General features: G+C 37.4%; 24 protein-coding genes. 15 read left to right on the top strand and 9 right to left on the bottom strand.

Features of this window, described 5'->3' with window-relative positions:
* Positions 1-475 precede the first annotated feature (475 nt).
* The 15 genes from ruvB to NZ923_05750 all read left to right on the top strand — a co-directional run bounded on the left by ruvB (position 476) and on the right by NZ923_05750 (position 18,013).
* Entirely contained in the window at positions 476-1,522 is a 1,047-nt protein-coding gene (gene ruvB / locus NZ923_05820; protein MCS7229538.1) for a Holliday junction branch migration DNA helicase RuvB, read from the top strand.
* Between the two features lie 15 nt (positions 1,523-1,537).
* Positions 1,538-1,984 (top strand): DNA-binding protein, encoded by a 447-nt coding sequence (locus NZ923_05815; protein MCS7229537.1) that lies wholly within the window; start codon positions 1,538-1,540, stop codon positions 1,982-1,984.
* Between the two features lie 33 nt (positions 1,985-2,017).
* The gene (locus NZ923_05810) at positions 2,018-3,634 is read left to right on the top strand and encodes an acetaldehyde dehydrogenase (acetylating) (GenBank protein MCS7229536.1); all 1,617 of its coding nucleotides are present in this window, start codon (positions 2,018-2,020) and stop codon (positions 3,632-3,634) included.
* A gap of 5 nt (positions 3,635-3,639) precedes the next feature.
* On the top strand, positions 3,640-4,269 hold the full coding sequence (locus NZ923_05805; protein ID MCS7229535.1) for a DNA-3-methyladenine glycosylase: 630 nt from the start codon (positions 3,640-3,642) through the stop codon (positions 4,267-4,269).
* A gap of 101 nt (positions 4,270-4,370) precedes the next feature.
* A complete protein-coding gene (locus tag NZ923_05800) occupies positions 4,371-4,934 on the top strand; it encodes a macro domain-containing protein (GenBank protein ID MCS7229534.1) in 564 nt (187 codons plus the stop codon).
* Positions 4,935-4,960: 26 nt separating this feature from the next.
* The gene (locus NZ923_05795) at positions 4,961-5,950 is read left to right on the top strand and encodes a D-glycerate dehydrogenase (GenBank protein MCS7229533.1); all 990 of its coding nucleotides are present in this window, start codon (positions 4,961-4,963) and stop codon (positions 5,948-5,950) included.
* Positions 5,951-6,082: 132 nt separating this feature from the next.
* Complete coding sequence (acnA, locus tag NZ923_05790; GenBank protein MCS7229532.1) at positions 6,083-8,764, top strand: aconitate hydratase AcnA; 2,682 nt, start codon at positions 6,083-6,085, stop codon at positions 8,762-8,764.
* A gap of 152 nt (positions 8,765-8,916) precedes the next feature.
* Entirely contained in the window at positions 8,917-9,354 is a 438-nt protein-coding gene (locus NZ923_05785) for a rubrerythrin family protein (GenBank protein ID MCS7229531.1), read from the top strand.
* A 77-nt stretch (positions 9,355-9,431) separates the two neighbouring features.
* Positions 9,432-10,715 (top strand): anaerobic glycerol-3-phosphate dehydrogenase subunit C, encoded by a 1,284-nt coding sequence (locus tag NZ923_05780; GenBank protein ID MCS7229530.1) that lies wholly within the window; start codon positions 9,432-9,434, stop codon positions 10,713-10,715.
* Positions 10,716-10,731: 16 nt separating this feature from the next.
* Positions 10,732-11,205, top strand: coding sequence for a DNA starvation/stationary phase protection protein (locus NZ923_05775; protein ID MCS7229529.1), 474 nt, complete (start codon positions 10,732-10,734; stop codon positions 11,203-11,205).
* Positions 11,206-11,269: 64 nt separating this feature from the next.
* Positions 11,270-11,860, top strand: a complete 591-nt coding sequence (locus NZ923_05770) for a DUF3501 family protein (protein ID MCS7229528.1) — start codon at positions 11,270-11,272, stop codon at positions 11,858-11,860.
* 20 nt (positions 11,861-11,880) lie between these two features.
* On the top strand, positions 11,881-12,279 hold the full coding sequence (locus NZ923_05765) for a transcriptional repressor (protein MCS7229527.1): 399 nt from the start codon (positions 11,881-11,883) through the stop codon (positions 12,277-12,279).
* A gap of 130 nt (positions 12,280-12,409) precedes the next feature.
* On the top strand, positions 12,410-14,962 hold the full coding sequence (locus NZ923_05760; protein MCS7229526.1) for a tetratricopeptide repeat protein: 2,553 nt from the start codon (positions 12,410-12,412) through the stop codon (positions 14,960-14,962).
* An 81-nt stretch (positions 14,963-15,043) separates the two neighbouring features.
* A complete protein-coding gene (locus NZ923_05755) occupies positions 15,044-17,212 on the top strand; it encodes a CHASE2 domain-containing protein (protein ID MCS7229525.1) in 2,169 nt (722 codons plus the stop codon).
* Positions 17,213-17,227: 15 nt separating this feature from the next.
* Entirely contained in the window at positions 17,228-18,013 is a 786-nt protein-coding gene (locus NZ923_05750) for a biotin--[acetyl-CoA-carboxylase] ligase (GenBank protein ID MCS7229524.1), read from the top strand.
* Between the two features lie 8 nt (positions 18,014-18,021).
* Here NZ923_05750 and NZ923_05745 read toward each other — a convergent pair whose 3' ends face one another.
* The 9 genes from NZ923_05745 to NZ923_05705 all read right to left on the bottom strand — a co-directional run bounded on the left by NZ923_05745 (position 18,022) and on the right by NZ923_05705 (position 26,589).
* Positions 18,022-18,810, bottom strand: coding sequence for an ABC transporter ATP-binding protein (locus NZ923_05745; protein MCS7229523.1), 789 nt, complete (start codon positions 18,808-18,810; stop codon positions 18,022-18,024).
* Positions 18,807-19,325, bottom strand: a complete 519-nt coding sequence (locus NZ923_05740; GenBank protein MCS7229522.1) for a C40 family peptidase — start codon at positions 19,323-19,325, stop codon at positions 18,807-18,809. Before NZ923_05740 ends, NZ923_05745 begins: the two co-directional genes overlap by 4 nt.
* A gap of 100 nt (positions 19,326-19,425) precedes the next feature.
* On the bottom strand, positions 19,426-20,283 hold the full coding sequence (locus NZ923_05735) for an RNA polymerase sigma factor RpoD/SigA (GenBank protein ID MCS7229521.1): 858 nt from the start codon (positions 20,281-20,283) through the stop codon (positions 19,426-19,428).
* Positions 20,284-20,310: 27 nt separating this feature from the next.
* Positions 20,311-20,580: a EutN/CcmL family microcompartment protein gene (locus NZ923_05730; protein ID MCS7229520.1), complete on the bottom strand. Its 270-nt coding sequence runs from the start codon at positions 20,578-20,580 to the stop codon at positions 20,311-20,313.
* A 19-nt stretch (positions 20,581-20,599) separates the two neighbouring features.
* A complete protein-coding gene (locus tag NZ923_05725) occupies positions 20,600-20,872 on the bottom strand; it encodes a EutN/CcmL family microcompartment protein (GenBank protein MCS7229519.1) in 273 nt (90 codons plus the stop codon).
* Positions 20,873-20,939: 67 nt separating this feature from the next.
* Positions 20,940-21,143 (bottom strand): hypothetical protein, encoded by a 204-nt coding sequence (locus tag NZ923_05720; GenBank protein MCS7229518.1) that lies wholly within the window; start codon positions 21,141-21,143, stop codon positions 20,940-20,942.
* Between the two features lie 20 nt (positions 21,144-21,163).
* Entirely contained in the window at positions 21,164-22,894 is a 1,731-nt protein-coding gene (locus NZ923_05715) for a diguanylate cyclase (protein MCS7229517.1), read from the bottom strand.
* Between the two features lie 99 nt (positions 22,895-22,993).
* Complete coding sequence (locus NZ923_05710; GenBank protein ID MCS7229516.1) at positions 22,994-24,601, bottom strand: thiamine pyrophosphate-dependent enzyme; 1,608 nt, start codon at positions 24,599-24,601, stop codon at positions 22,994-22,996.
* A gap of 20 nt (positions 24,602-24,621) precedes the next feature.
* Positions 24,622-26,589, bottom strand: coding sequence for a 2-oxoacid:acceptor oxidoreductase family protein (locus NZ923_05705; protein MCS7229515.1), 1,968 nt, complete (start codon positions 26,587-26,589; stop codon positions 24,622-24,624).
* Positions 26,590-26,612: the final 23 nt, after the last annotated feature.

Below are 26,612 nucleotides of genomic sequence, written 5' to 3'. Positions count from 1 at the left end.
TTTTAATTTTTAACGCTTTCCCACTTTTTCTCCTCCCTTTCGCAAAAAAACAATCAACAAAGCCCACACAATTAGAAACCTGCTACTCTTTGTCATCGGTCTCGCAGGTAATATAAAAAATTAAAACCCCTTTGTCAAGAGGAAACTGCAAAAAATTGCATCGTCAAAAAAATTCTTTATCAGCACACAAGGAATCACCTTTTCAAGTCAAAGTAAAGTGCGTCAAAGCGCTGATTTATCGCCACAAGCACATTCTCAGTTCTCTCATCAAACGCCTCACGATTCAAGCGTAACCTTCTTTACAAATTTTATCAACATATCACGCGTATAACTTACCGAATTTGTTTGTTTTTCTCACCTATTCAAAACACAAAGTCCTAATTTCAACCCCAAAGCCACATTTTTGTTTCAAATTTCAAGTTGACATTCTTTTCAAATGTTTTTAAATTAAACAAAAAATTCGCTTCAAACCTTTATGGCGAAGTTAGGCTACACAAATCCTGAAAAACTTGAAATTGATCTTGAGGTTGATCAACAGCTTAGACCCCTGCGATTTGATGATTTCGTTGGGCAAGAGAAGATTGTAAATAATTTAAAAGTTTTTATACAAGCTGCGAAAATGAGAGGCGAGCCACTTGACCATGTGCTTTTGACAGGTCCTCCAGGGCTTGGTAAGACAACGCTTGCATACATAATTGCAAATGAACTTGGCGTCGGAATAAAGGTGACCTCTGGCCCTGTGATTGAAAAACCCGGAGACCTTGCAGGGATTTTGACAACGCTCGGAGATAGAGAAGTTCTTTTCATTGACGAAATACATCGTTTAAGCCCAGTGGTGGAAGAATATCTTTACTCAGCGATGGAAGATTTCAAAATTGACATAGTTATTGACACAGGACCGAATGCAAGAAGCGTCAAATTAAATCTTTCAAGATTCACACTCGTTGGTGCAACCACAAGAGCTGGATTGCTTACCGCACCGCTTAGAGCTCGCTTCGGAATCAGCGCACGACTTGATTACTATACACCCGAAGAATTGCTAAAAATAATCAAACGCTCCGCTAAAATTTTACAAATACAAATCACAGAAGAAGGAGCATATGAAATCGCAAGAAGATCAAGAGGGACACCAAGAATTGCAAATAGATTACTAAAAAGAGCAAGGGACTTCGCTCAAGCAGATGAAAATTTATCTCAATACGGCGGAGTCATAACTAAAGAGGTCGCTGAATACGCTTTAAAAGCGCTTGATGTTGATGAACACGGTCTTGACGATATGGACAAAAGGATACTTTTAACAATCATTGAAAAATACAACGGCGGTCCAGTTGGGATTGGAACAATCGCCGTCGCAGTAGGTGAAGAAGAAGGAACTATTGAAGAAGTTTACGAGCCATATCTAATCCAAGAGGGATTTCTGAAAAGAACCCCGCGCGGAAGAGTCGCAACTGAACTTGCTTATAAACATTTCGGACTTATAAAAACAAGATCAGACAAACAACCAGGTTTATTTGATAACTAAATCTGGAGAAATTTAATGTCAAGAAAACAATACTCACTGCGTAGGACTTACATCGGTCGCCTTCCACAAGGTGCTGACCTGCTTGAAAGCATAACAAAAATCTGTAAAGAAGAAAACATTAGAATTGGCAAAATCACGGCAATTGGAGCTGTGAAAAAAGCAGTTATAGCTTTCTACGATCAAATTGAGAAAAAATATCACAACATTGAATTTGACAACGAAATGGAGATAGTAGCTTGCATCGGGAATGTAAGCGTGCTAAACGGTCAGCCATTTGTTCATTGTCACATTGTGCTTGCAGATAACCAGGGGAAATGTTTCGGTGGACATTTGATGATCGGCACGGAGGTTTTCGCTTGTGAGTTGATAATTGAAGAATTTGAAGGTGAACCGCTTGAAAGAGTTTACGACGAAGAAAGCGGATTAAACTTGTGGCATCCAGCTTCAATCCTAATGGAATAGAAAATTCACCACGAAAACAAAAACAATTCAAAAATGTCAATTCAAATAAAAGACAAGGATTTAATTTCAATCCAACAGGCTCGTGAGCTTATCGCAAAAGCAAAGGATGCTTTCCTTGAGTATAAAAACTATTCCCAAGAACAAGTTGACAAAATTGTAAAAGCTATGTACGAAGCCGGTTATGAAGCATCTGAACGACTTGCCAAGCTTGCGGTTGAAGAAACTGGCATTGGAAAATGGGAAGATAAAAAATTAAAAAACGAATTTGCGACTAAATTTACCTACGAATCAATAAAGAATCTAAAAACCGTCGGAGTTATAAACTATGACAGATCCAAACGAGTTGTTGAGATCGCCGAGCCGATGGGAGTTATAGCTGCGCTTATTCCGACGACCAACCCAACTTCAACTGCGATGTTTAAAGCTTTGATTTCTGCTAAAACGAGAAACGCACTTGTAGTAAGCCCCCATCCCAGAGCTATCAAATGCACTTACGAAGCAATTCAAATTATGCAAAGCGCAGCTGAAAAAGCAGGAGCTCCAAGGAATTTGTTTCAGTGCATGACCGAAGTCACAATTGAAGGAACTATGGAATTGCTCAAACATCGTGATGTTTCGCTTATTCTTGCAACAGGAAGCACCCAAATGGTTAAGATGGTTTACAGCATCGGAAAACCTGCTTATGGCGTTGGCTCTGGAAATGTACCCGCTTTCATTGAAAGGACAGCGAACATAAAAAAAGCAGTCGCAGATATAATCTTCGGCAAGACATTTGATTATGGAACACTTTGCTCAGCTGAAAACGCTGTCGTTTGCGATTCACCGATAAGAGAACAAGTAATTTACGAATTCAAAAGAAGAGGCGCTTATTTTTGCAATCCAGATGAAAAATCAAAACTTGAAAAAATTATCTTAACACCGCAAGGCGGAATAAATCCAGAAATCGTCGGAAAACCCGCAGCTTATATAGCACATAAAGCAGGATTTTCAGTTCCAGAACAAACAACCGTGTTAATTGCTGAACTTGAAGGAGTTGGTAAACAATATCCTCTATCGGTTGAAAAACTTTCCCCAATTCTTGCTTTCTATACGGTTGACGGATGGAGAGAAGGTTGCCACAAATGTATTGAACTTCTTGAATTCGGAGGACTTGGCCATACAATGGTTATTCACTCAAGCGATCCAGATATAATTACAAAATTTGCACTTGAAAAACCCGCATTCAGAGTTTTAGTGAACACGGTAGCCGCGCTTGGCGCCGTAGGTTATACCACAGGCCTTGACCCTTCTATGACGCTTGGACCTGGAACGCTTGGACATTCAATCATCTCCGAAAACCTCACCGCAAGACATCTGATCCAGATAAAACGACTTGCCTATGAACTTCTACCAATTCACGATATTGAAGGAAACCGAATACAGCCATCCGAAACGAAAAGATTTTCATCACAAACAACGGACGCGAAAAACATAATTGAAGAAATTGACGAACGAATAAAATTAAAAGCTGGCAACCCACCGATATGGACTGGGACAAAAACTGATTTAACTCGCAACATAAAAGAAACAAAAATTTACGGCTCCGGCATCACAGAAGAACAAATTGAAAGAATAATAAAAGAATTTCAATCGCAATTATACAACAGATGAAGACGATGCCGAACCCGGCTGAACTAAATCTCCTTGTGGGGAAAAAGTTAAATCAAGATTTCTATCTAAAACCGACGCTTGAAGTTGCGCGTGAACTCCTTGGTAAAATAATCGTAAGACGACTTGGGGATAAAATTTTAGCTGGCAAAATAGTTGAAACCGAAGCTTACATAGGTGAAAAAGATCCCGCTTGCCACGCCTACGGAGGAATCACACCGAGAAACAAGATAATGTATCTCCCCGGTGGCCATGCTTATGTTTACTTCACTTATGGAATGCATTATTGTTTTAATGTTGTAACGGAAAGAGAAGGTTTTCCTGCAGCTGTGTTAATTCGTGCCGTTGAGCCCATCGTCGGAATTGAAATCATGAAGAAATTTCGCAAAACAAGTGATATTTATAACTTAACAAACGGACCAGCAAAGTTTTGTCAAGCGTTTCAAATTGACAAAAAATTAAACGGCGCTTCCTTGCTTGACGATGAAATTTTTATAATCTCCACAACGAACGATGAAAAATTCAAAATTTTAAAAACCCCACGAATTGGCATCAAACGAGGGCTTGACAAAAAATGGAGATTTTTAATCGCTGGAAATCCATTCGTTTCAAAAACAAAATTTGCAATAAATATCTGACCCGTTCCCTGCCCAAAATCGTTGTAAATCTTAACACATTTTAACGATCGCTCTTGAAATTTCAATGTGAACAAATGAAAAACAAAACTCCAAAACACGCCATGCCAAACAAAGTTTTGCTTGAAACAAAAATCAACGATAAAATAATTCGTATAGTCCACGGCGATATCACTGAAGAAAATGTTGACGCAATTGTAAACGCAGCAAATGAATATCTAAAACATGGTGCTGGAGTTGCCGGTGCAATAGTTAAAAAAGGTGGTTATGTTATTCAAGAGGAAAGCGACAAAATCGGCTATGTTCCAACCGGAAGCGCAGCAATCACAACGGCAGGAAAACTGCCAGCGAAGTTCGTCATCCACGCAGTCGGACCTGTCTGGAAAGGCGGAGATAACCAAGAAGATGAAAAATTACGAAGCGCTGTTTTATCAAGTTTAAAAATAGCGGATGAAAAAAAGCTAAAATCAATCTCCATCCCCGCAATAAGTGCTGGAATATTTGGATTTCCAAAAGAAAGATGCGCAAAAATTTTAATTGACACAGCAGTAAAATTTCTTGAACAAAACCCGCACACGACAATAGAAGAGATACGCTTTTGCCTCTTTGACGAGCCAACTTTGAACGCCTTCGTCTCCGAGTTTCAACAAAAATTTCAAAGTGTATAAAATTTAAAACAAACAAACTCTGTCCTATGAAAAAAGATTACACAGTTCTCGTCACCAGGCAAATTCCAGAAATAGGAATTCAAATTCTGAAAAAACACTTCAAGAACATCATAGTTAACACTAAAGACAGAAACCTAACTTATGAAGAACTTCTCAAAGCAGTTCGTGGCGTTGACGCGGTCCTTTGCCTTTTAAGCGACAGAATAGATGCCAAGGTCATAGCAAATATGGACAAATGCAAAATCATTTCAAACTACGCAGTCGGATTTAATAACATTGACATTGACGAAGCAACCAAGAGAGGAATAATTGTGACAAACACCCCTGGAGTTTTAACAGATGCGACCGCCGACCTTACTTGGGCTCTCATACTTGCCGTGACAAGACGAATAATTGAAGCAGACAAGTTCGTAAGAAAGAAAAAATTTAAAGGATGGTCTCCTACACTTTTGCTTGGAACTGAACTAGCTGGCAAAACGCTCGGAATAATCGGCGCTGGCAGAATTGGGACAGCCGTCGGATTAAGAGCAAAGGGCTTCAAAATGAAAGTTTTATACTACAACACAAACAAAAACGAAACACTTGAAGAAGAAGTAGGTGCTAAAAAAGTTTCACTTGATACATTGCTCAAAAATTCCGACATAATCACAATTCATGTCCCATTGACTCCCCAAACGAAACATCTAATCGGAGAAAGAGAAATAAAACTGATGAAGAAAACATCTTACCTAATAAACACATCACGAGGTGAGGTGGTTGATGAAAAAGCTTTGATAAAAGCGCTCAAAACCAAAAGGATAGCCGGTGCTGGTCTTGATGTATTTGAACAAGAACCATTTGTCCCTGATGAATTGCTAAAGCTTGATAATGTTGTTTTAACTCCACACATCGGAAGTGCGACATTTGAAGCAAGAACTAAAATGGCAATAATGGCTGCTGAAAGCATTGTTAAGGTTTTGTCAGGGAAAATACCAGCAAATGTTGTGAATTCAGAGGTTTTAAAATCTATGAGGTGAAATTTAGCCCTTTTGAAATTTTTGCTCTTTTGCTTAATTTATCACGGAGAAAAGATAAAATTAGATTCGCTTTTTTCATCCTGATTGCAGGAGGCGAAACATTGTAAATTAAACAAAATATGAAATATCAAAATGAACAACGCACACCCTTTCAAAGACGCGATTTCAACGATTGAAGTCGGAAGGAAAAAGATAAAAATTTTTAAACTCTCTTGGCTGGAAGAACAAGGGCTTGCAAATATCTCAAAACTTCCCTATTCAATAAGAGTCCTCGTTGAGAACATACTTCGCAATTGCGATAACTATCTTGTAACCGAGGACGACCTTAAAGCCATCGCTTCATGGCAACCCAAGCCACCACTTCGTGAAATTCCCTTTATGCCAGCAAGAGTGCTTTTGCAGGATTTCACAGGTGTCCCATGCATTGTTGACCTTGCATCAATGAGAGACGCTGTGAAACGACTTGGCAAAGACCCCAAGATCATAAACCCTCTAAAACCTGTTGACCTTGTGATTGACCATTCCGTTCAAGTTGATTTCTTCGGGACATCATACGCTTTTGATTGGAATGTTAAGCGTGAATTTGAACTTAACAAAGAAAGATATGTCCTTCTAAAATGGGCACAAAAAGCATTTAAGAATTTCAGAGTTGTTCCACCAGGAACTGGAATAATTCACCAAGTAAATCTTGAATATCTATCAAAGGTCGTGCAAACGGAAAATGGATTTGCTTTTCCAGATACACTTGTTGGCACAGATTCACACACTACAATGATAAATGGGATAGGTGTTCTCGGTTGGGGCGTCGGTGGGATAGAAGCAGAAGCTGTGATGCTCGGTCAACCATACTATATAACCATCCCCGAAGTAATTGGAGTAAAATTAACAGGTGAACTTCCGGAAGGAGCAACAGCAACAGACCTTGTTTTAACAATCACAAATGTCCTTCGCAAAAAAGGAGTAGTTGAGAAATTCGTTGAGTTTTTCGGACCTGGCGTATCAAAACTTTCCGTCGCTGATAGGGCTACAATAGCTAACATGGCACCTGAATATGGCGCAACTTGCGGTTTCTTCCCAATAGACGATGAAACAATTAATTATCTGAAATTAACAGGGCGTGAAAAACTAGCTCCGATAGTTGAAGCTTACGCAAAGGAACAATACCTTTTTAGATATGATGATTCCCCCGAACCAGAATATACCGATGTAGTTGAAATTGATATGAGCCAGATTGAACCAACGCTTGCTGGTCCAAGCCGTCCACAAGACAAAGTTTTACTGCGCGATGTAAAGACACATTTTGAAAAAGCGTTGAAAGAAAATTATAAAGTTAACGGAGAAGCAGGAAAAACTATTGAAATTTTAATCCGCAATCAAAAAGCGGAACTCTCTCATGGTTCTGTTGTAATCTCTGCGATAACATCGTGCACGAATACATCAAATCCAACAGTTTTAATTGGTGCTGGACTACTTGCGAAAAAAGCCGTTGAAAAAGGACTAACGACTAAACCATATGTAAAGACCAGCTTGGCGCCTGGCTCAAGAGTTGTAACTGAATATCTAAAGCAAGCTGGTTTGATGCCATATCTTGAATCTCTCGGATTTCATCTCGTTGGTTACGGATGTACAACTTGCATCGGAAACAGCGGTCCTTTGCCAGAACCGGTTTCAAAAGCAATCACGGAAAATAATTTGATCGTTTGTGCTGTACTGAGCGGAAACAGAAATTTTGAGGCACGAGTACACCCACTTGTGAAGGCAAATTATTTAGCATCGCCAATACTTGTCGTCGCATATGCAATAGCTGGAAAAATTGATATTGATTTCAACAGCGAACCTATTGGCTACGATCCTAATGGAAATCCTGTATTTTTGAAAGATATTTGGCCAAGCCAAGGCGAAATCAAAGAAACAATTAATCAAGTTCTCAACTCAAAGCTTTTCAAGAAAAAATATGCAGATGTCTTTGAAGGAAACGAATACTGGAAAGAAATCCCAATTACAGAAAGCGAACTTTTTGAATGGGATCCAAATTCAACTTATATTCAAAATCCACCCTTCTTTGAAAACTTAACATTAGAACCTGAACCACCAAAGGACATTGTAAACGCATATTGTCTTGCTGTTTTCGGTGATTCAATCACCACAGACCATATATCACCAGCTGGCTCAATTTCCGAAAATAGTCCCGCTGGTAAATACTTAATTGAAAGAGGCGTCCCAAAATCTGAATTCAACACTTTTGGTGCAAGGAGAGGAGCTCATGAAGTTATGATGCGCGGAACCTTTGGAAATGTTAGAATAAAAAATCTGATGCTTCCTGGCGTAGAAGGTGGTTTGACTGTGCATGTTCCAACCGGCGAAAAGATGTTCATTTACGACGCTGCGATGCGCTATAAACAAGAAAATCGCCCGCTAATAATAATTGCTGGAAAAGAATACGGAACTGGAAGCTCGCGTGACTGGGCTGCAAAGGGAACATATTTACTTGGAGTTAAAGCAGTTATCGCTGAAAGCTTTGAGAGGATACACAGAAGCAATTTAGTTGGTATGGGCGTTTTACCACTTCAATTCAAAGATGGAGAGAACCGTGAAACCCTTGGATTAAGTGGATTTGAAGAATTTACAATTGAAGGTATATCTGAAAACCTTTATCCTCGTAAAATGCTAAAGGTTACAGCTAAGTTACCCGACGGCACTACTAAAACTTTTGAGGTCATAGCTCGCCTTGATACCCCTGTTGAAGTTGAATACTACTCTAACGGTGGGATAATGCAAACCGTTCTTCGCAAACTTCTTAAAAATTCAAAATAAATTTCCATAAAACGAGGGGCTTTGTTAAAGCCCCCGTTCTTTGATTAATAAATTCTAATCCTCAAAAACTTGACAAATTGCTTTTAAAGTTGTATATTATAAATGCAAATAGTAATCATTATCATTAAAAACAAAAAAATGAGGAGTCAGCTATGCCAAAATCACTTGCAGGAACCAAAACGCTTGAAAATCTCAAGCACGGTTTTGCTGGGGAATCCCAAGCAAATCGTCGTTATCTCTACTTTGCCCGTCAAGCAGACATTGAAGGTTATCCTGACATTGCAGGCGTTTTCAGAGATACTGCAGAAGGTGAAACTGGGCATGCTTTCGGACACTTTGATTTCTTGAGACAATACGGAGCTGGCGATCCGGTTACTGGCGAACCAGTTGGTGATACGATCTCCAACCTCAAATCAGCAATTGCTGGTGAGACTTATGAGTTCACTGAAATGTATCCAGGTTTCGCAAGAACTGCTCGTGAGGAGGGATTTGATGATATTGCAGAGTGGTTTGAAACACTTGCTCGTGCTGAAAAATCCCACGCAACAAGATTCCAAAAAGCTCTTGAGAGCTTGACTGGCGGCAAGTAATCTTTACATTTTGTTCCCCGGGGCATTGCCCCGGTTTTTTAATTTTTTTATAAAAAAACAAACAAAGGTTTAAGCACATGGTTTTTGATTTAAAAGACCCCAAATTTTGGGATGAAGAAGCTCTCTTTAAAGAAATGTATCGCATCTTTGATATCTGTAATGGATGCCGACTTTGCTATAACCTTTGTCCATCTTTTGAGTTTTTATTTCAAAAAATTGATGAAACCGACAACCTTGATGACCTTAAAAAACAAGATTATTACAGAGTCGTTGAACTTTGCTATGATTGCAAGCTTTGTTTTCCGAAGTGCCCTTATACCCCACCGCACCACTACGAACTTGATTTCCCGAGATTGATGCTAAGAGCAAAAGCAGTGAGGGCTAAAAAAGAAGGAATTCCTTTACGCGATAAAATTCTTGGACAAGCAGATTTAATTGGAAAACTTGGGAGCAAATTTGCAGGTTTAATTAATTTAGCAAATCGTCTTAAGATAAGCAGAGTTTTAATGGAAAAAACACTTGGAATTCACAGAGAAAGAAACTTGCCCGAATATCATAGTGAGACATTTGAAAAATGGTTCAAGAAATACTCAAAACAAAATGGAAAAAAAGAAGAAAAAACCGCTAAAGTTGTCTTATTCTACACCTGCACCGTTAATTACAACGAACCTGAACTTGGAAAAGCAATTGTAAAGGTCCTTGAACATAACGATATTGAAGTCATCGTCCCTGAACAAAAATGTTGTGGGATGCCATTTCTTGATGGCGGAGATATTGATTCAGCTATCAAAAATGCAAAGTTTAATGTTAAATCACTTATCAACTATGTCAAACAAGGTTATGATATCGTGATACCAGCACCTACCTGTAGCTATATGCTAAAACAAGAATACACGATGCTTCTTCCAGATGATGAAGATGCTAAGTTAATTGCTCAACACACATATGATATTTCCGAATATCTAATGAAACTTCACAAGGAAGGAAAATTAAAAACTGATTTCAAGAACCCTCAAGGCAAGATCATTTATCATCTCCCTTGCCATCTCAAGGCACAAAACATTGGCTATAAATCAAGAGATCTGCTTGAGCTGATACCGGGGACAGAAGTTGAAATGATCCAACGTTGTTCTGGCCATGACGGAACTTGGAGTATGAAAAAAGAGTTTTTTGAAATGTCTTTAAAAGTTGGGAAACCTATTTTTGACAAAATAAATCAAAATGGAACTGAAGCTCAAGTTGTTGTTTCATCCGATTGTACTCTTGCACAATTGCAAATTGAGAAAGGGACTGGGAAAAAAGGTTTGCATCCAATTCAAATACTTTATAACGCATACGGTTTAAATGAAAATAAAAAATAAAACAAAGGAAAAAGCCATGAAGCCCAATATTGGAATAACGGAACAAAACCTTGAAGGCGTTGTTAAAATCTTAAGCACCTTACTTGCCGACGAATATGTGCTTTATACGAAAGCAAGAAATTATCATTGGAATGTCATAGGAACACAATTCTATGAACTTCATAAATTTTTCCAAAAATTATACGAAGAACTAAACGAATATATTGACGATATCGCTGAAAGAATTCGCACATTAGGTGGAAACACAATTGCAACATTAAAAGAATTTCTTGAACTCACACGCTTAAAAGAACATCCAGGTGAATATCCTGACGCTAAAACTATGATCGCTAACTTATTGAACGATTACGAAACCATCATTAGAAATTTAAGAAACGATATAACAACGATAGCAGAAAAATATCAAGACATCGGAACTGCCGACTTTCTAACAGAGCTAATGGAAGAACACGAGAAAACAGCTTGGATGTTAAGAGCCTTCTTATCGTAAATTTTTAACCGCAGGGGCTTTTCAAAGCCCCCGCCTTTTTAAAAACAAAATAAAAATACCGCAGATGAAAAAAATTGAATATTCCGAGGTAAAGAACATATACGAATACGAAAAGATCAGAAACGATTTCAGAAATTATATCATTGATCTAAAGAAAAGGCGCAGAGTTGAGGTTGGCAACAGAATATCCATCGTGTTTGAGAACAGGGATACAGTGTTATTTCAAATTCAGGAAATGATGCGAGCGGAAAGAATGGTTGATGACAACGAAATTAAATTTGAAGTTGACACTTATAATGATTTAATACCTGAAAAGAACGAGCTTAGCGCAACCCTATTCATTGAAGTTGATGATCCTCAGCTTTTGCGCCCTGTGCTTGATAGCTTTATAGGGCTTGACAGAGGTAATCATGTCTATCTACAAATAGGTGACAAGCACAAAATTTACGCCGAATTTGAAGAAGGACACAGTAAAGAGAATAGAATAAGCGCAGTTCATTTTGTGAAATTTAAATTTACACCGGAGCAAATTGAGGATCTAAAAAATTTTGATAATGAAATCAAGATAGTTGTTGATCATCCGAATTACAAAGCCTCAGCAATTGTAGGAGATGAGACGAGAAAAGAAATGATCAAGGATTTTGAATCAAATTAAAATTTTTTGGAGGTATTCAAATGGCTAGTCGTAGAGGAAGCAAGCAAAGAGAGGCGATTTTGAGAATCCTCCAAAGCACTGATATTCATCCAACCGCTGACTGGATATATGATCAGGTTAGAAAGGTGATACCTAATATAAGCCTCGGGACTGTGTATAGAAATTTGAATCTTCTCAAAGATGAGGGATTGATTCGCGAAGTAACGATACAAGGTTCGTCAAGCGCAAGATACGATGCTAACCTTGAACCGCATCATCATTTCATCTGTTTGAAATGTAACTCCGTTTATGATCTACCTGCTTATGGTGTTGGATTAAATATTGAATCCTATCTTGCAGGAAAGGACTTTGAAATTAAATTTGTGAAGATTGATATTTTTGGAATTTGCGATAGATGTCACAGTAGCGAAAAGAACTAAACAATAAAGGGCGACCGAAAGGTCGCCTTTTTTATTTTGACCTAAAGCACAAATTTAGGTTGGGGGCTTGATATTTGTTCTTGAATTCATTAAAATTATGGTGGATAAAAACTAATGGAAGGTTCAAATTATGAAAAAATTTTCATTCGCCATAATCCTTTTCATCTCATTTATCTCTTCACTTATTTCACAAGATCTTGAAAGAGCAGTCAAGCGCTTGACACAACCGGAAGTCATGGTCGTGATTGATGAAATAGTTGATGGAAACTTCACAGGAACAAGGACAATTGCCTCAAACATTGAAAACGAACTTTTGAAAGAAGGTTTCAAAATTATTGATCACCAAATTTTTTCAAATATAAGAGCAAGTGAACTCCAGCAAGTTCAAGGGAATCCTGAAAAAGCAAGGGAATATGAAAATCGTTTCGGCGCTGAAATTATAATCCTCGGTTATGCAACAGCAGAATATGGAGGCGAATCAGAGTTCTACGATGTAAAACAGCATAAATATACAGGACAAGTTGATATTAAAGTCATCTATACTGATACAGGTGAGCTTATTGCTTCAATTACAGCAAGCGACAGAAAATTTGCCCAAGATAAAAGGGGCGCTGTTAATTCCCTTTTTAGATCACTTGCAAGCAAAGTTTCAAAAAATGTCGTAGCGAAAATTAAAGAAAGATTAAAAGAAGAGGAACAAGTTAAAAAGATTGAAATCGCCATCTACGGTATTTCCCAAGATAAAGCTCTTCAAATTGAATCTGAACTCCAAAAATCTGTTCCATCTATCAAAGCCTTGAAATATAAATTTTTTGATACCAATGTTTTAGTTTTTGATGCTCTCATTTCTGGCGAAAGTCAATTCAGAAAAGAGCTTGCGGATTACGGGAAATTAAAACTTGTTAAACTTACCCCAAAGAGAATAACCCTATCCCCACCAGAAAAAGAAACTGAAGCAAAGACAGCGATCGGCGAGGCATTCCTTGATATAACTGATTTCTCAATTCTCCCGATATTTCCATCTCAATATAATTTTTACGCATATAATCCAATTGGTCAAATAACAATTGAGAATTCATCAAGAAGTGAAATACGCAATGTGAAAGTATCAGTTTTAATTCCTGACTTTATGAAAATACCAAGCGAGGTTGTTGTCCAGAGTGTGAAACCAAATTCAAAACAACAAATTTCGGTTCCTGTAACGCTTGACATTTCAGCACTTCTAAAATTAAGCGAAAACCTAACCTCGCAAGCACAGGCAAAGATTAGTTACACTGTCGCTGGAAAAGTCCAAGAGAGAAGTTTGTCTAAACCTGTTATAATTTACAACCGAAACGCGATCTCTTGGAGAATTCCTGAATCTGTTTCTTCATTTGTAACACCAAGCGACGAAGTTGTAAAGGAGTTTGCAAGAGTTGTTCTCGGTTCAGTAAATTTACAAAATCCTGATTTACCGAGAAATATATTCAATGCTATGGTTATTTATAACGCCGTCCGCACATATGGAATAAAATATGTAACCGATCCTTGGAAAGTTGCAGGCAACGAGATACTTGACAATGTTTACTTCCCCAGAGAACTTCTTTATTACAAAACTGGTGATTGCGATGATCATGCAATTTTACTCGCTTCCCTATTAGAAAGCATTGGTATAAGTAGCGCTTTTATTTTAACATCCGATCATATATTCTTAATGTTTGACACAGGCATACCACAGAAAAATGCTTATCTTGTTAGCTTTAACCCTTATGATTACATAATTTATAATGGTAGCGTATGGATCCCAATTGAAACGACACTCATAAATGAACCATTTGCAACGGCTTGGAAAACTGGAGCCGAACAATATTACAAGCTTGGTGGAAGCAATAAAGTCACATCCGATCCAAAGGCAGGGATAACTAAATCGGGAAATGTTTATATAATTGATATACATAAAGGATGGAAGAACTTTCCACCGGTAAATGTGGAAGGACTTTCAAAACCTCAAGCAAAACCAAATATCTCTGCTGTTGCATCAAATACACAAAATGACATCGCCAAATTTACTGAAATATATAAACAAACGCTCAATGATGTTGTAAGGTCCCTTGCTAATAAGGGCGATGAGATTTCAATGAATAAACTTGCGCGGATCTTCGTGTTATTTGATAAATATGATGAGGCTGAAAAATTTATCGCAAAGTTTTCAAATGCTGTCACATATAATTCTCTTGGAAATATCTACTTTCTTAAAAACGAAGCCCAGAAGGCGTTTGAGTTTTACAAAAAGAGCACCGAGCTTGATCCAAATGATGGAGGCGTGTATTTAAACATTGGGCTTTTACTCTATCTTAATGACGATACTGAAACGGCAAAACAATTTTTTGAGCTTGCTATATCCAAATTTGATTCACCACAAAAAGCCTATGAGATACTTGGCATTGAAGATATATTAAGAGAACTCGGAGAAGTGGCAGCTGAAAAGAAGGACGCATCAAAGAAACAAGTTTCAAAGCAAGAATTGAAAAAATTAATTGAAGAAGCATCAAAAACAGCAACACAACAGACGAAAAAGGGAAAAGAATATAAAAGGGAAGAAATTTTTGAAAAAGGTCAAAATGTCTTTGTATTTGGAGGTAGACGAGGAGCAGACCCAACGCAACTTCAAACAGTTAAAGCTTTGCTTTACTGGAAGTTTTAATCACCGTTTTTAATTTTGAGTTTTGAGCTGTCAGGTTTAAATTTTTAGATAGATTGATTTTCAAAATTCAACGAAAAAGTGATGAGGTTTCTTCAGAAGAAAAGAATTCAATATGCCCCCTTCGGTATTCTCTTTGCAACTATTTCAATCATTTTAAGCATTCTGTTTTTTAAAACAGACATATTTGGCGATATCTTCAAGGCGCTTGAATACAAATCGCTTGATATGATGTTCAAGGCGCGCGGTTCAATTCTTCCAAACCCAAATTTAATTATCGTTAAAATTGACGAAAGAGAACTTATTGATTTTGGTTATCCTATCCCACATAATATCACTGCACAAGCAATTTATTATTTGACCGAAGCTGGTGCAAAAGCAATTGGTATAGACCTTTTCCTCAACAAGCAAGCTGATGAAAATTTTAATAATCTTCTTGTTTATTCTGCTGCACATTCAAATGTTTTTCTCGCGGTTGGACCATATCGCCCATCTGGAATAAGTGATGATGAAATTGACTTCTACATTGATAGCTTGGTTCACTATAAAGTAAATCAATGGGGCGTTTCAATTCAACCTGAATTAAAAAGATATTTTCATCGTTCGGTTACATTTGCGGGAAAATCTTTTGATGAACTTGTTGAGGTTTCATCTGGAATCGGACATGTTGCAATTTTACCTGATCCATTTGACGGCGTTCAAAGGCGTGTTCCGCTTTTCGTTGAGTATGCTGGAAAAATTTATCCATCGCTCGGAGCGGTTTTAGCTTTTGAATATCTCGGAATTGACTATAAAAAAGTTAACATCGTAGTAAAAAGAAATGAGGTCGTTTACGATTTTGAAGGCTTTCAAATACCAACAAGTTTAAAATCAGAACTTTTTGTAAATTATGCCGGTCCTGATACAATTTTTAGACAAGTTTCTCTTTATAAGGTAATTGAAGCAGGTTTGAAGGGAGATAAAGAATTTCTTTCCCAATTCAAAAATGCTATTGTGATAATCGGACCAACAGCTCGCTCCCTTGGTGACCTCGGACCAAATCCTTTCTCAGAAAAAGCTCCAAATGTTTTCATTCATGCTAATGTTTTCAATACGATCGTCTCACAAAACTTCATAAGACCTGTTAGTTGGCGAGTTCAAATTTTAATAATGATAGTTTTGACCATGATAGTTGGCATTTCGGGATTTATAACGAAATTTCACAATAGTTTAATCTTGACAGTTGCGATTTTGGTCGGTTATTTTGCGTTTTCATTTTTATCTTTTACTCAGCTTTTGAGATGGTTTTACAATGCCGAACCAACTTTAAGCATTTTGCTTTGTTATATATCATCCGTCAGCTTTCTAACATTTAGAGAGAACAAGCAGAAGCAACAAATAAAAAGCATGTTTGAAAAGTATGTTGATGCATCGGTCGTTGAAAAGCTAATTGAAAATCCGGAACTTATGGCGTTGGGAGGTGAGGAAAGAGAGCTTACGATTATGTTTAGCGATATTCAAGGTTTTACGTCAATGAGTGAGAAATTAACACCGCACGAATTAGTCACGCTCTTAAACGAGCTACTTGACGAGCTATCGCTTATCATATTCAAAAACAAAGGGACCATAGATAAATATATCGGCGACGCCATAATGGCTTTCTGGGGTGCTCCTGTACCCGATGAAAATCACGCCTACAACGCTTGCATCACAGCTCTTGAAATGCAAGAAAAATTAAAGGAGCTGCGAGAAAAATGGAGAAAACTTAAAAGACCCGAGATAAAAATGAGGATTGGAATTAACACCGGAAGAGTAATTATCGGAAACATGGGCTCAAAAGTTAAATTTAATTACACAGTGGTTGGTGATGATGTAAACCTTGCATCGCGACTTGAGGGAGCAAATAAGGAATACGGAACAAGTATTATGATAGGTGAAGCAACCTATAACAAAGTTAAAGACAAATTTATTGTCCGAGAACTTGATCTTCTTGTTGTGAAAGGTAAAACGGAGCCAGTGAGAGTCTATGAGCTAATCGGATTAGCAAATGATAACTTGCCGGAAAACATGAAGAGATTTATTGAAATATATAACGCAGGCCTTGAGCTTTACCGAGCAATGGAATGGGATAAGGCAATAGAAAAATTCACACAAGCGCTTGAAGTTAATCCAAATGACTATACCTGTAAATTATACATCCAACGCTGTCTACATTTCAAAGAAACGCCACCTCCGCTCAACTGGACTGGAGTATTCATATTACAAACCAAGTAATTTTTACACCCGTTTATGGAATTTAACGAAAAGAATATCTCTCAAAACCTTGAGACGAAAATTTTCGGCAGAAGAATTTTTTTCTTTAAAAGCATAAAATCAACAATGGATTACGCGAAAAAAATTGCAGAGAAAGATGAACCAGAAGGCACTATCGTAATTGCCGACTATCAATCGCATGGGCGTGGGAGATTTGGAAGAATATGGAAAGCAGAGCCAGGAAAAAACATACTGATGTCAATTATCTTACGACCTCAAATCCCATTGGAAAGATTCTCTATCTTTCCCTTCCTATTTGCAAATTCAATAGCATCAGCAATTGAAAAACACGCAAATCTCAAAATCACTACGAAATGGCCTAACGACCTTTTAATAGACAATAAAAAATTCTGTGGAATCTTGATGGAAGCATCAATAACAGTTGAAAAAAGCGATTTTATCATTCTTGGTATCGGGATAAATGTAAATCAAAGCGAATTTCCAAAGGAAATCCAAGAATATGCAACTTCGTTGTATCTATCAACAGGAAAAATTTACGATAGAGTTGAATTACTTAAAGATATACTTGGCCAGATTGAGATTGATTATGATGAGCTTAACAAGAATAGAGATTTTTCAGCGGTCATTCAAAAATGGAAAAGTAGATGTAAAATGATCGGAGAAAAAATCACGGTAATACAATCTGGAAAAACCGTAACTGGGAGAGTGATTGACATTGACGAGTTGGGATTTTTAGTGCTTGAGGACGAAAATTTAAGAAAAATCAAATTATCTTCTGGCGATGTCACCGTGGTTAAATAATTTACATCTCAAAACGACAAAAACCTCGCTGACTCAATTAAATTTCGTGTATATGGATGCTTTGGCTTTGATAAAACCTCAAATGTAAACCCTTCTTCAATAATTTTACCTCTATGCATTATATAAACACGATTTGCTATCTCACTTACAACGCCAAAATTATGAGTTATTAGAAGAATTGATGTTCTATTTTCAACTTGAAGAGATTTGATTAATTCAAGAATTTGTATCTGCGTCACAGCATCAACAAATGAGGTTGGTTCATCTGCAATAATGAGCTTTGGCTTTGGAGCAAAAGCCATCGCTATTAGAATCCTCTGTCTTAATCCCCCTGAAAGCTGATGCGGATAAAAATCATAAACCTTTTCAGGCTCACTTATACCTATCTTTTCAAAAAGTTCAATAACTTTTAATTTTGCACTTTTTCTATTGATTCCCATTTTGATTTCAAATACCTCTCTAACTTGCTTGCCGACAGTTAAAACTGGATTTAAAGAATTTGTAACATCTTGGAAAATTACGCTAATTTCTTTACCCCTTATATTTTTGAGTTCCGCATTACTTATGCTCAAAATATCAATCCTATTTCTCCACAGAACCTTACCACTTACAATTTTCCCTGGAGGTTCTATCAGTCTAACAATTGAAAGAGCAGTGACGCTTTTTCCGCTACCTGATTCACCGACAAGTGCAACTATTTCACCTTCGTGAATTTCAAAAGATACACTGTCAACAGCTTTTATCGTTTTATCCTCAAGGAAAAAATAAGTTGAGAGATTTTCAACATTCAGTATCAATTTACCTCAATTATTCTTTTAGCACCGTTGAACCTTTTTCGGTAATATGTGCTGTAAATTGAAGAGACGGTTACTCCTTCCTTTACGCTTGCGTGAGCAAACAAACCATTGCCAATATAAATTCCAACATGAGAAGCTGTTCTTCCAGTGGTGTTAAAAAATAAAAGATCACCAACTTTTAAAGAGTCAATGCTTTTTACCATCTTACCGAGTTTAAATTGTTCAAAAGATGACCTCGGCAACACGACTCCAAAAACATTTTTAAAGACAATCATCACAAACGCAGAACAATCAATGCCATTATTTCCATCCCCACCTTTTTTGTATGGTATCCCAATATAATTTAAAATCTCACGAACTATTGCTTTTTGAATTTCCGAATAAGATAAACTGGAAACACTGCTTGAATTAACCTCAACATCATCTTCTTTTTCAATTTCCTTTATTATGATATCCTCTGAAACCTCTTGGATCTCGGCAGTTGAATACCTTGCTGTTGAAGAACAGGAAAGCATAAGGAAACAAATGAAAATAAAAATTTTCACTTCCCTACATATTTTGTTTTTAAAAACAAAAAATCCCGACCGTTAAGAGGTCGGGATTAAGCAAACAAAATCAGCCGAGATAAGATCTGAGAACTTTGCTTCTGGAATGATGTCTGAGTTTTCGGATGGCTTTCTCTTTAATTTGTCTTACTCTTTCACGGGTGAGTTTAAATTTTTCACCTATTTCTTCAAGTGTAAGGGGATGGTCATATCCGATTCCAAAATAAAGTTTAACAACTTCCCTCTCTCTTGGATCAAGCGTGCTAAGTGCTTCTTCAATGTCTTTTTTCAATGATTCATACATAAGTCCATGGTCTGGCATCGGATCGCTTTCATTAGGCATAATGTCAAGAAGTTTATTATCTTCACCTTGAACAAATGGTGCGTCCATTGATATATGTCTTCCTGAAATTTTCAGCGTATCAGCAACTTCATAAACGCTCATGTCAAGTTCTTCTGCGATCTCGTTTGCGCTTGGTTCTCGTTCAAATTCTTGTTCAAGTTGGCTAAGTTTTTTGCCAATTTTATTCAAAGCTCCAACCCTATTCAAAGGCAAACGTACTATTCTTGACTGTTCTGCAAGTGCTTGTAAAATTGATTGTCTTATCCACCAAACCGCATAAGAAATAAATTTAAAGCCTCTTGTTTCATCAAATCTCTTTGCTGCTTTTATGAGCCCAAGGTTTCCTTCATTTATAAGATCCACAAGAGGAAGACCTTGATTTTGATATTGTTTCGCGACACTAACGACGAAGCGAAGATTTGCTTGGATTAACCTTTCAAGCGCTTTTTCGTCACCTTGCTTTGCTCTTCTGGCAAGTTCAATTTCTTCCTCGGGTGTAAGAAGTTCATATTTTCCTATCTCCTGGAGATACTTGTCAATTGAAATACTCTCACGATTTGTAATTGTTTTGGTGATTCTCACCATACTTGTGATTTGCTTTAGATTTTGTTTTTATTGAAATAAATCTATTTTCTCAACTATTCCAACAATTGAAGCATCAACAGGTGCTTCTTTAACACTCATTGGTATAACTGCTTCTCGAGCGGTTATATACATCACAATTTCTCCCGGACCAGCACCTATCGTATCTACAGCCATGATTGGATTCCCAACCTTCTCACCTTTTGCGTTTAAAGGTTGAATTATCTGCAATTTATATCCCTGCAAGCTTTTATCTTTAATAGTTGACCACACGGTTCCTATAACTTTCGCAATAAACATACAAGATCCCCGATAAATTTTAATCGGCGACAACATCAAGTTTATCAACGATAGCCATTATCACCGCATCAACTGGTTTATTTTTCGTAACCGCAGTAAGCCTAGCTGAACTACCAGTTGCAACTAGGACAATTTCACCAACCCCGGCACCAACACTATCAACAGCTATCAAAAAATTGTCCTTAACATTGTAATCAAGGTCAACATGCTTTACAATTTGAAATTTCAAACCTGTCAAGCTTTCATCCTTTCTCGTTGCCCATACCGTTCCAACCACTTTGCCCAATATCATCCTTCCACCTGAATTTTATTGTTCAAAGATATAATAACTTATCTTTTCTAAAAAATGTTCCAGTTCCTTACATTGCATATACCTCTTTCTCATTACACTTGCAGATTTTTACAGATCTTTTGCTGTAACGCCAGTTTCCTGTTTCCTCGCTTCTTTTGGAGACAACAAGTTGTGCTATTTGAATTGGAGCGCTACATTTTGGGCATGTTTCAATAACCTTCTTAGCATCTTTTGCTACTTTGTCAGCAAATGAAGCTACTTTCTTTGCCATTTCGCCTATGAATTTTGTTTTTAAAAAACTCTTACAACATTTTCACTAGATTGAATGACTTTCAGTAGATTTTTCCTCACTTTTTCAACAAATTCCTCAGCATTTTTTTCTCCATCCCATGCCGAGAGACCAGCAGTTATAGTCACGCTAAAGCTTTTGTCGTTAAATTTTATTTCCCGATTAGATATAACTTTTCTTAGTTTCTCCGCCCATATATAAGCATTATCTGCTCCAGTTTCAACAAGCGCTACGCCAATAAGATTTTCGTCAAGTTTTCCTGCAAGTTCATAACGATTCAAATGTTCACGGATGATATTTGCGACATATGGCAAGACAACTTCAGCGGATTCCTCACCATAGGTTGATCTAACATAATCAATGTTATCAACACATATTAAAACAAGAGAAAGTTCTCCTCCATGTTTTATCTTCCGCTCAATTTCGTCGTCAAGGCGAGAATAAAAATAGTTTTTCTTCATTAAAAGCGTTTCCTCGTCATAGGTAAAATAATTTTCCACGAGATCGTTAAGATTCTGATTTTCAAACAACATTCCAACTACAGTGGCAAGTTCCTCAATTTTCTCTATATCACTGTATGATGAGAAAAAGTTTTGCTTCGGATGCTCAAAAACTATCGCTCCATAACACTTTCTTCCATACCTTATCGGGACAACAGCAATTGACGATTCAAGTGTAATTTTCTCAGTGTCAGTGAATCTAAAAACCTTTCCATATGTCCTGGTTGAGGGAATTATTTTAGGCATCCCGCTTGATATAACCTCTCCAACGAGTGTTCCTTCAATCTTGATCTCTGTTCCAACATCTATATATTTCCCAAGTTTAGAATATTCAAACGCGACGACCCACTTTTCACCTTCAAATTGCACGATCGCGACGGCAGAACAATCTAAAACCTTTATTGCAAAGTTTTGGATTTTAGAAAACAATCCCTCAGTTTTGTTTGCCTCAAATCCGCTAACAACTTCAAGAATTTTTGCTTTATAGTAAAGATCAAGTTTCGTGCTATAATTCTCAATTAAACCTGTGATCAATTCAGAAAAAAGAGAGAGATTTGTTACATCGTCATCACTAAATGTTTGCGTCTGACGGGAATCTAAAAGAACAACGCCAACAATTTTATTTCTATACGAAACTGGATGAACCAAAAGAGATCTGCTACCTACCTTGGGATTTTGATATTTTATAACATCTTCACTTGCAGATGAATTTATATCACCAATCACCTTAGGCACGCCAGTTTTCACAACCAAACTTAAAGCATCGTCATCCCAACCATATCTTTTAATGAAACTGAATCCGAGATCCGTTATACCTTCTTCTAAAACCATTTGTTTTTTATCTTCATTAGCCCAATAAAAAGCGACAGAGTCAGCTACGATATTATTTTTAATGAGCAACAAAATCTTTCGTAAAAGTTCTCTAAATTCTTCTCTCGGGCTTAATTTTTCACCTGTTTGATTCAATTTATGATCGGGTTTCTTAATTACAAATCCTTCGTCCACCGAGTGGAATGTTGATCTTTCTCTGTGAGATTTTTCCTCTTTATCGTAAAGTTTTTTTCTTTTAATTAGAAGCATCAGGGTTAGAAACAAAGTTAAGGTAATTAACAAAGTCAAGCCGAGCGCAAACCTTGCTGTTTTATTATCAATTGCAACGATCAAAAAAACAAGTGTTAACATAAATACAATCAAGATCACAAATTTTGCGGGATTGTTATCCTCCCTGTTCATCTCACCACTCGTATAATGAGGTAAAAATTTTGTTAAAAATTAACTCAATTACCTCAAAAAATCAAATCTAAGCCCTAATAATTTTGACCTTGATATTGCCTATCTCAATCCCGCAAGTTCTTGGAGCAGTCGCCAGTTTTTCAATCTATCTTCCTGAGCTTGCAATAGAATTTCATCGGGATTTCCATCTTTATCAAAATGCTTCGCAAATCTTCCTTCAGTTCTTGCGAAATAAATAAAATCAATTACTTCACCTGTCTTTGGATGCACATACCAATCATCTTTTGGAGCCGGGTTACCTTGTAAACTTAATCTTTCTCTTATCGTCTCTCCTTTTCTTGGATCGTAGATTAAAAGTGGAAAAGCTCTTGATTCAACAGCTAGTTTAGCTTGATGCATTGCCATATCATCCCCAACTCCATGTTCTGGTTGGCAAGTCGTATAAACTATGACCACAGCCGGACCTGGATATTCATTTGCAGAGAGAATAGAACGATAGAAGTGATTTATATGCGCTGCTGTTGTTTGAGCAACAAAAACATCTGGATGCATCATCACAATTTGAGCGAGTTCTTTTCTTCTTTCGGGTTTGCCTTTAATTTCTTTGCCATATGCTGAAAGCTTGGTATCTTGACCAAGGTAGCTTGAAGTGGAAGATTGTCCCCCTGTATTTGAGTAAACTTGGGTATCTAAAACAAGGACTTTAATATCCATTCCTGATGCAAGCATTCTTGAAAGCGATTGAAAACCTATATCATACATTGCGCCATCTCCACCTATGACCCACAATCTTTTATGTTTCCAACCAATTTGATCCCATCTCGCTCTTATACCTATCGCAAGAGCAGGGGCATTCTCAAAAAGCGAATTTATCCAAGGTACTCTAAATGGATTATATGGATATGTTGAAGAATAAACAGTGTTGCATCCAGTCGCAGCAACGATTCCAATGTTTTCAGGTCCGTACACGAAACCTGTTGCAGCTAACATCATTCTTATAGCTGTTGCTTCACCACAACCCATGCATGAACCTGCTCCACCAACATAGAGAAGCGATCTACCAGCAAGCATCATATCAGCCAAGACCTTGTCTTGAATATATTCCTTAGGTGTTTCAGGAAGTTTGCTGTAAAAGTTGAAGGTTTCTTTATATACTTTTAAGTTTTCATTTGTCTTTTTAATCATTTGCAAGGCGTTGTGGTCTCCACAAGCTGCTACACATTCAGCGCAACCTTTGCATTTTGTTGGATCAATAGCTATCATAAACAAGCCCGGTTCAATTCCCTTCTTCTTTGGCACATCATAGTATTTGGTTGTTTTAGCAAACTGCTTACGAAAATGCTCCCTTTTAACTGGATCTTGAATTTTTTGAAGTTCCTCTTCAAGTTTTGATTCTGGGACAACTTTACCAAGTATTGCGGTATCTGGGCATTCCGTTACGCATTCCATACATCCAACACAATTGTCAGCATTAAAAAGCGGTATTTCTGGAGCAATATAACTGAAATCTCTCAAAGCTCCAGTCCCAGCTGGTATAAAACTTCTTGCAGTATAAATATCCGCAGGCAACTCTTCCTCAGCTATTCCTTTATTGTAGGCTCCAACAACGACCTCGTTAAAATATTGAATATCAATAATGTCTTTGTATGCTTCTTCTCCGTTCGTTGGATTTATTTCAAACTGAAGATTTTTTTCTCTATCTTCCATTTGTAGCTCCCGAATTTTGTTTAAATTTCAAATTCTGCTTTTACCTCAGTTGCTTCAATTAGTTCTCTTGGAATTTCCATAACTTCATAGTATCCACGCCTCACTGCTTCAATATTTGCTTGAACGACATTTTCTCCACGCTTACCAAAATACTTCCTGACTGATTTTTCAACACCTTTAAACAATTCTTCTTCATTCAATCCATATTGTTCTTTAAATGGCGTAACTCTCAAAAAGATTCCAAGCAAAACGATTCCCTGCATTCTTTGCTCTAAATCTGGTGTTGGTGCGACCTCACGAGCTATCTTAACAGTATCAAGGAAATAAACTTTTATTTTCTTGTCCTTGATGATTTTTTTAGCATATGATGGAATTTCAAGCCAAACATCTTCTGGATTGGTTTTATCACTTTGAATAAAGATCATTCCACCTTCCCTCAATCCAGCGAGTGGATTACCAAGGTTGAAAGCGTTAACATCGTTCATCGGAACGAATTCAACATGAGTAAGTTCGCAATGAGTTCTTATTTTTTCTTTCGCTGCTGTTAGATAATAAGTCGTTGGTAATCCTTTCTTTTCGGAGCCATACTTTGGATATGCTTGCACTTGAAGCTTGAATATGTCTTCAAGCAAGGTTGCTATGATCTTATTTGTCGTGACAGAGCCATAACCTCCGACCGAATGACCACGCATTGAAAAAGCCCCAGTTGGTCTAACATCTGGATCATATTCTCTCTCAAGCGCAAGTTCATGTTTTATTCCAACGACGAAAAATTCTTTCTCTTTGCCATCATTTCTCATCATATTCTTGAAAATAGCGATGAAATCGCCGGGTCTAACATCCCTGCTTCCAAGTCCACCAGATCCTGAGAAAATTCTCGGTATTCTATCTATCTTCGGATAACCTTTTGAACCGATAAATGCATCTGCGAAAGAAGCTTTTATTGCCATTGTAAGCGGATTTGATTGCGCCAATGGATTATCCATTCTTTCAAGAACTGCGAACGCCTTAACATGTTTTAATGCATTTACTATTTCCTTACCTGGGAATGGAGCAAAAACAGTTACAGTCAAAGCTCCAACCTTCAACCCTTCTACTTCTCTTAAGTAATCAACCGTTGCCATCGCTGTTTCCATAAATGTCCCCATACCAACCACAACATATTCCGCATCTTCAACTTTGTATGGATCTATGAAATCGTATTTCCGCCCTGTTAACTTGTAATATGTTTCCATCGCCTCTTTTATTGCACCGGGAACTTTCTCATAATAATATCTTTGAGCGATTTTACCTTTCATATAACTGTCCTGATTTTGGACGACACCCGTCATCAACGGGAAGTATGGATTCATTAAATTTTTAAGTTTTTTATTCGGATCCTCAATAAACTGCTTCATTAATTCTGGCTCAGGTAAAAGGACATTCTCAATTGTGTGTGTGGTAAGAAAACCATCTTGCACCATCATAAATGGAGTTTCAGAGTTTTCAGCCGCACGATGTGCTATTAAGGTCAGATCCGCAACTTCTTGGACATTTCTTGCAAAAATTATTCCCCATCCACAATCAGCGACTCCCATAACATCGTCATGCCCGGCGTGTACATTTAAAGAATGCGAAGTAAGAGCTCTCGCACCGATATGAAACACGACAGGCAATCTTTTTCCTGCTATTGTGTAGAGAACTTCTTTCATTAAAATCAATCCTTGTCCTGAAGTAAAGTTGGTTATTCTTCCTCCAGCTGCTGCAAATCCTTCGCAAACGGAAGCTGAGCTATGTTCCGATTCAGGTTCAAAGAAGAAAAGTTTTTCACCCCAAAGATTTCTTTTTCCGTTTGCAACTTCCGCCTGAAAGCCCTGTCCCATTGTGGTTGAAGATGTTATAGGATATGCACAAGCACCTTGACTTATGTGTGTTTCAACCCATACGACTGCTCCAGCTCCATCAGATGTCGTTGGAATTCCAGGGAATGGGAATTTATTCTCTGACATTTTTTCTAACCTTGATTAATTTT

This window comes from Candidatus Kryptonium sp. (assembly GCA_025060635.1).
Classification (GTDB): Bacteria; Bacteroidota; Ignavibacteria; order Kryptoniales; family Kryptoniaceae; genus Kryptonium.
The sequence above is the reverse complement of the archived record's forward strand: the minus strand, read 5'-3'. Positions and strand labels throughout refer to the sequence as shown.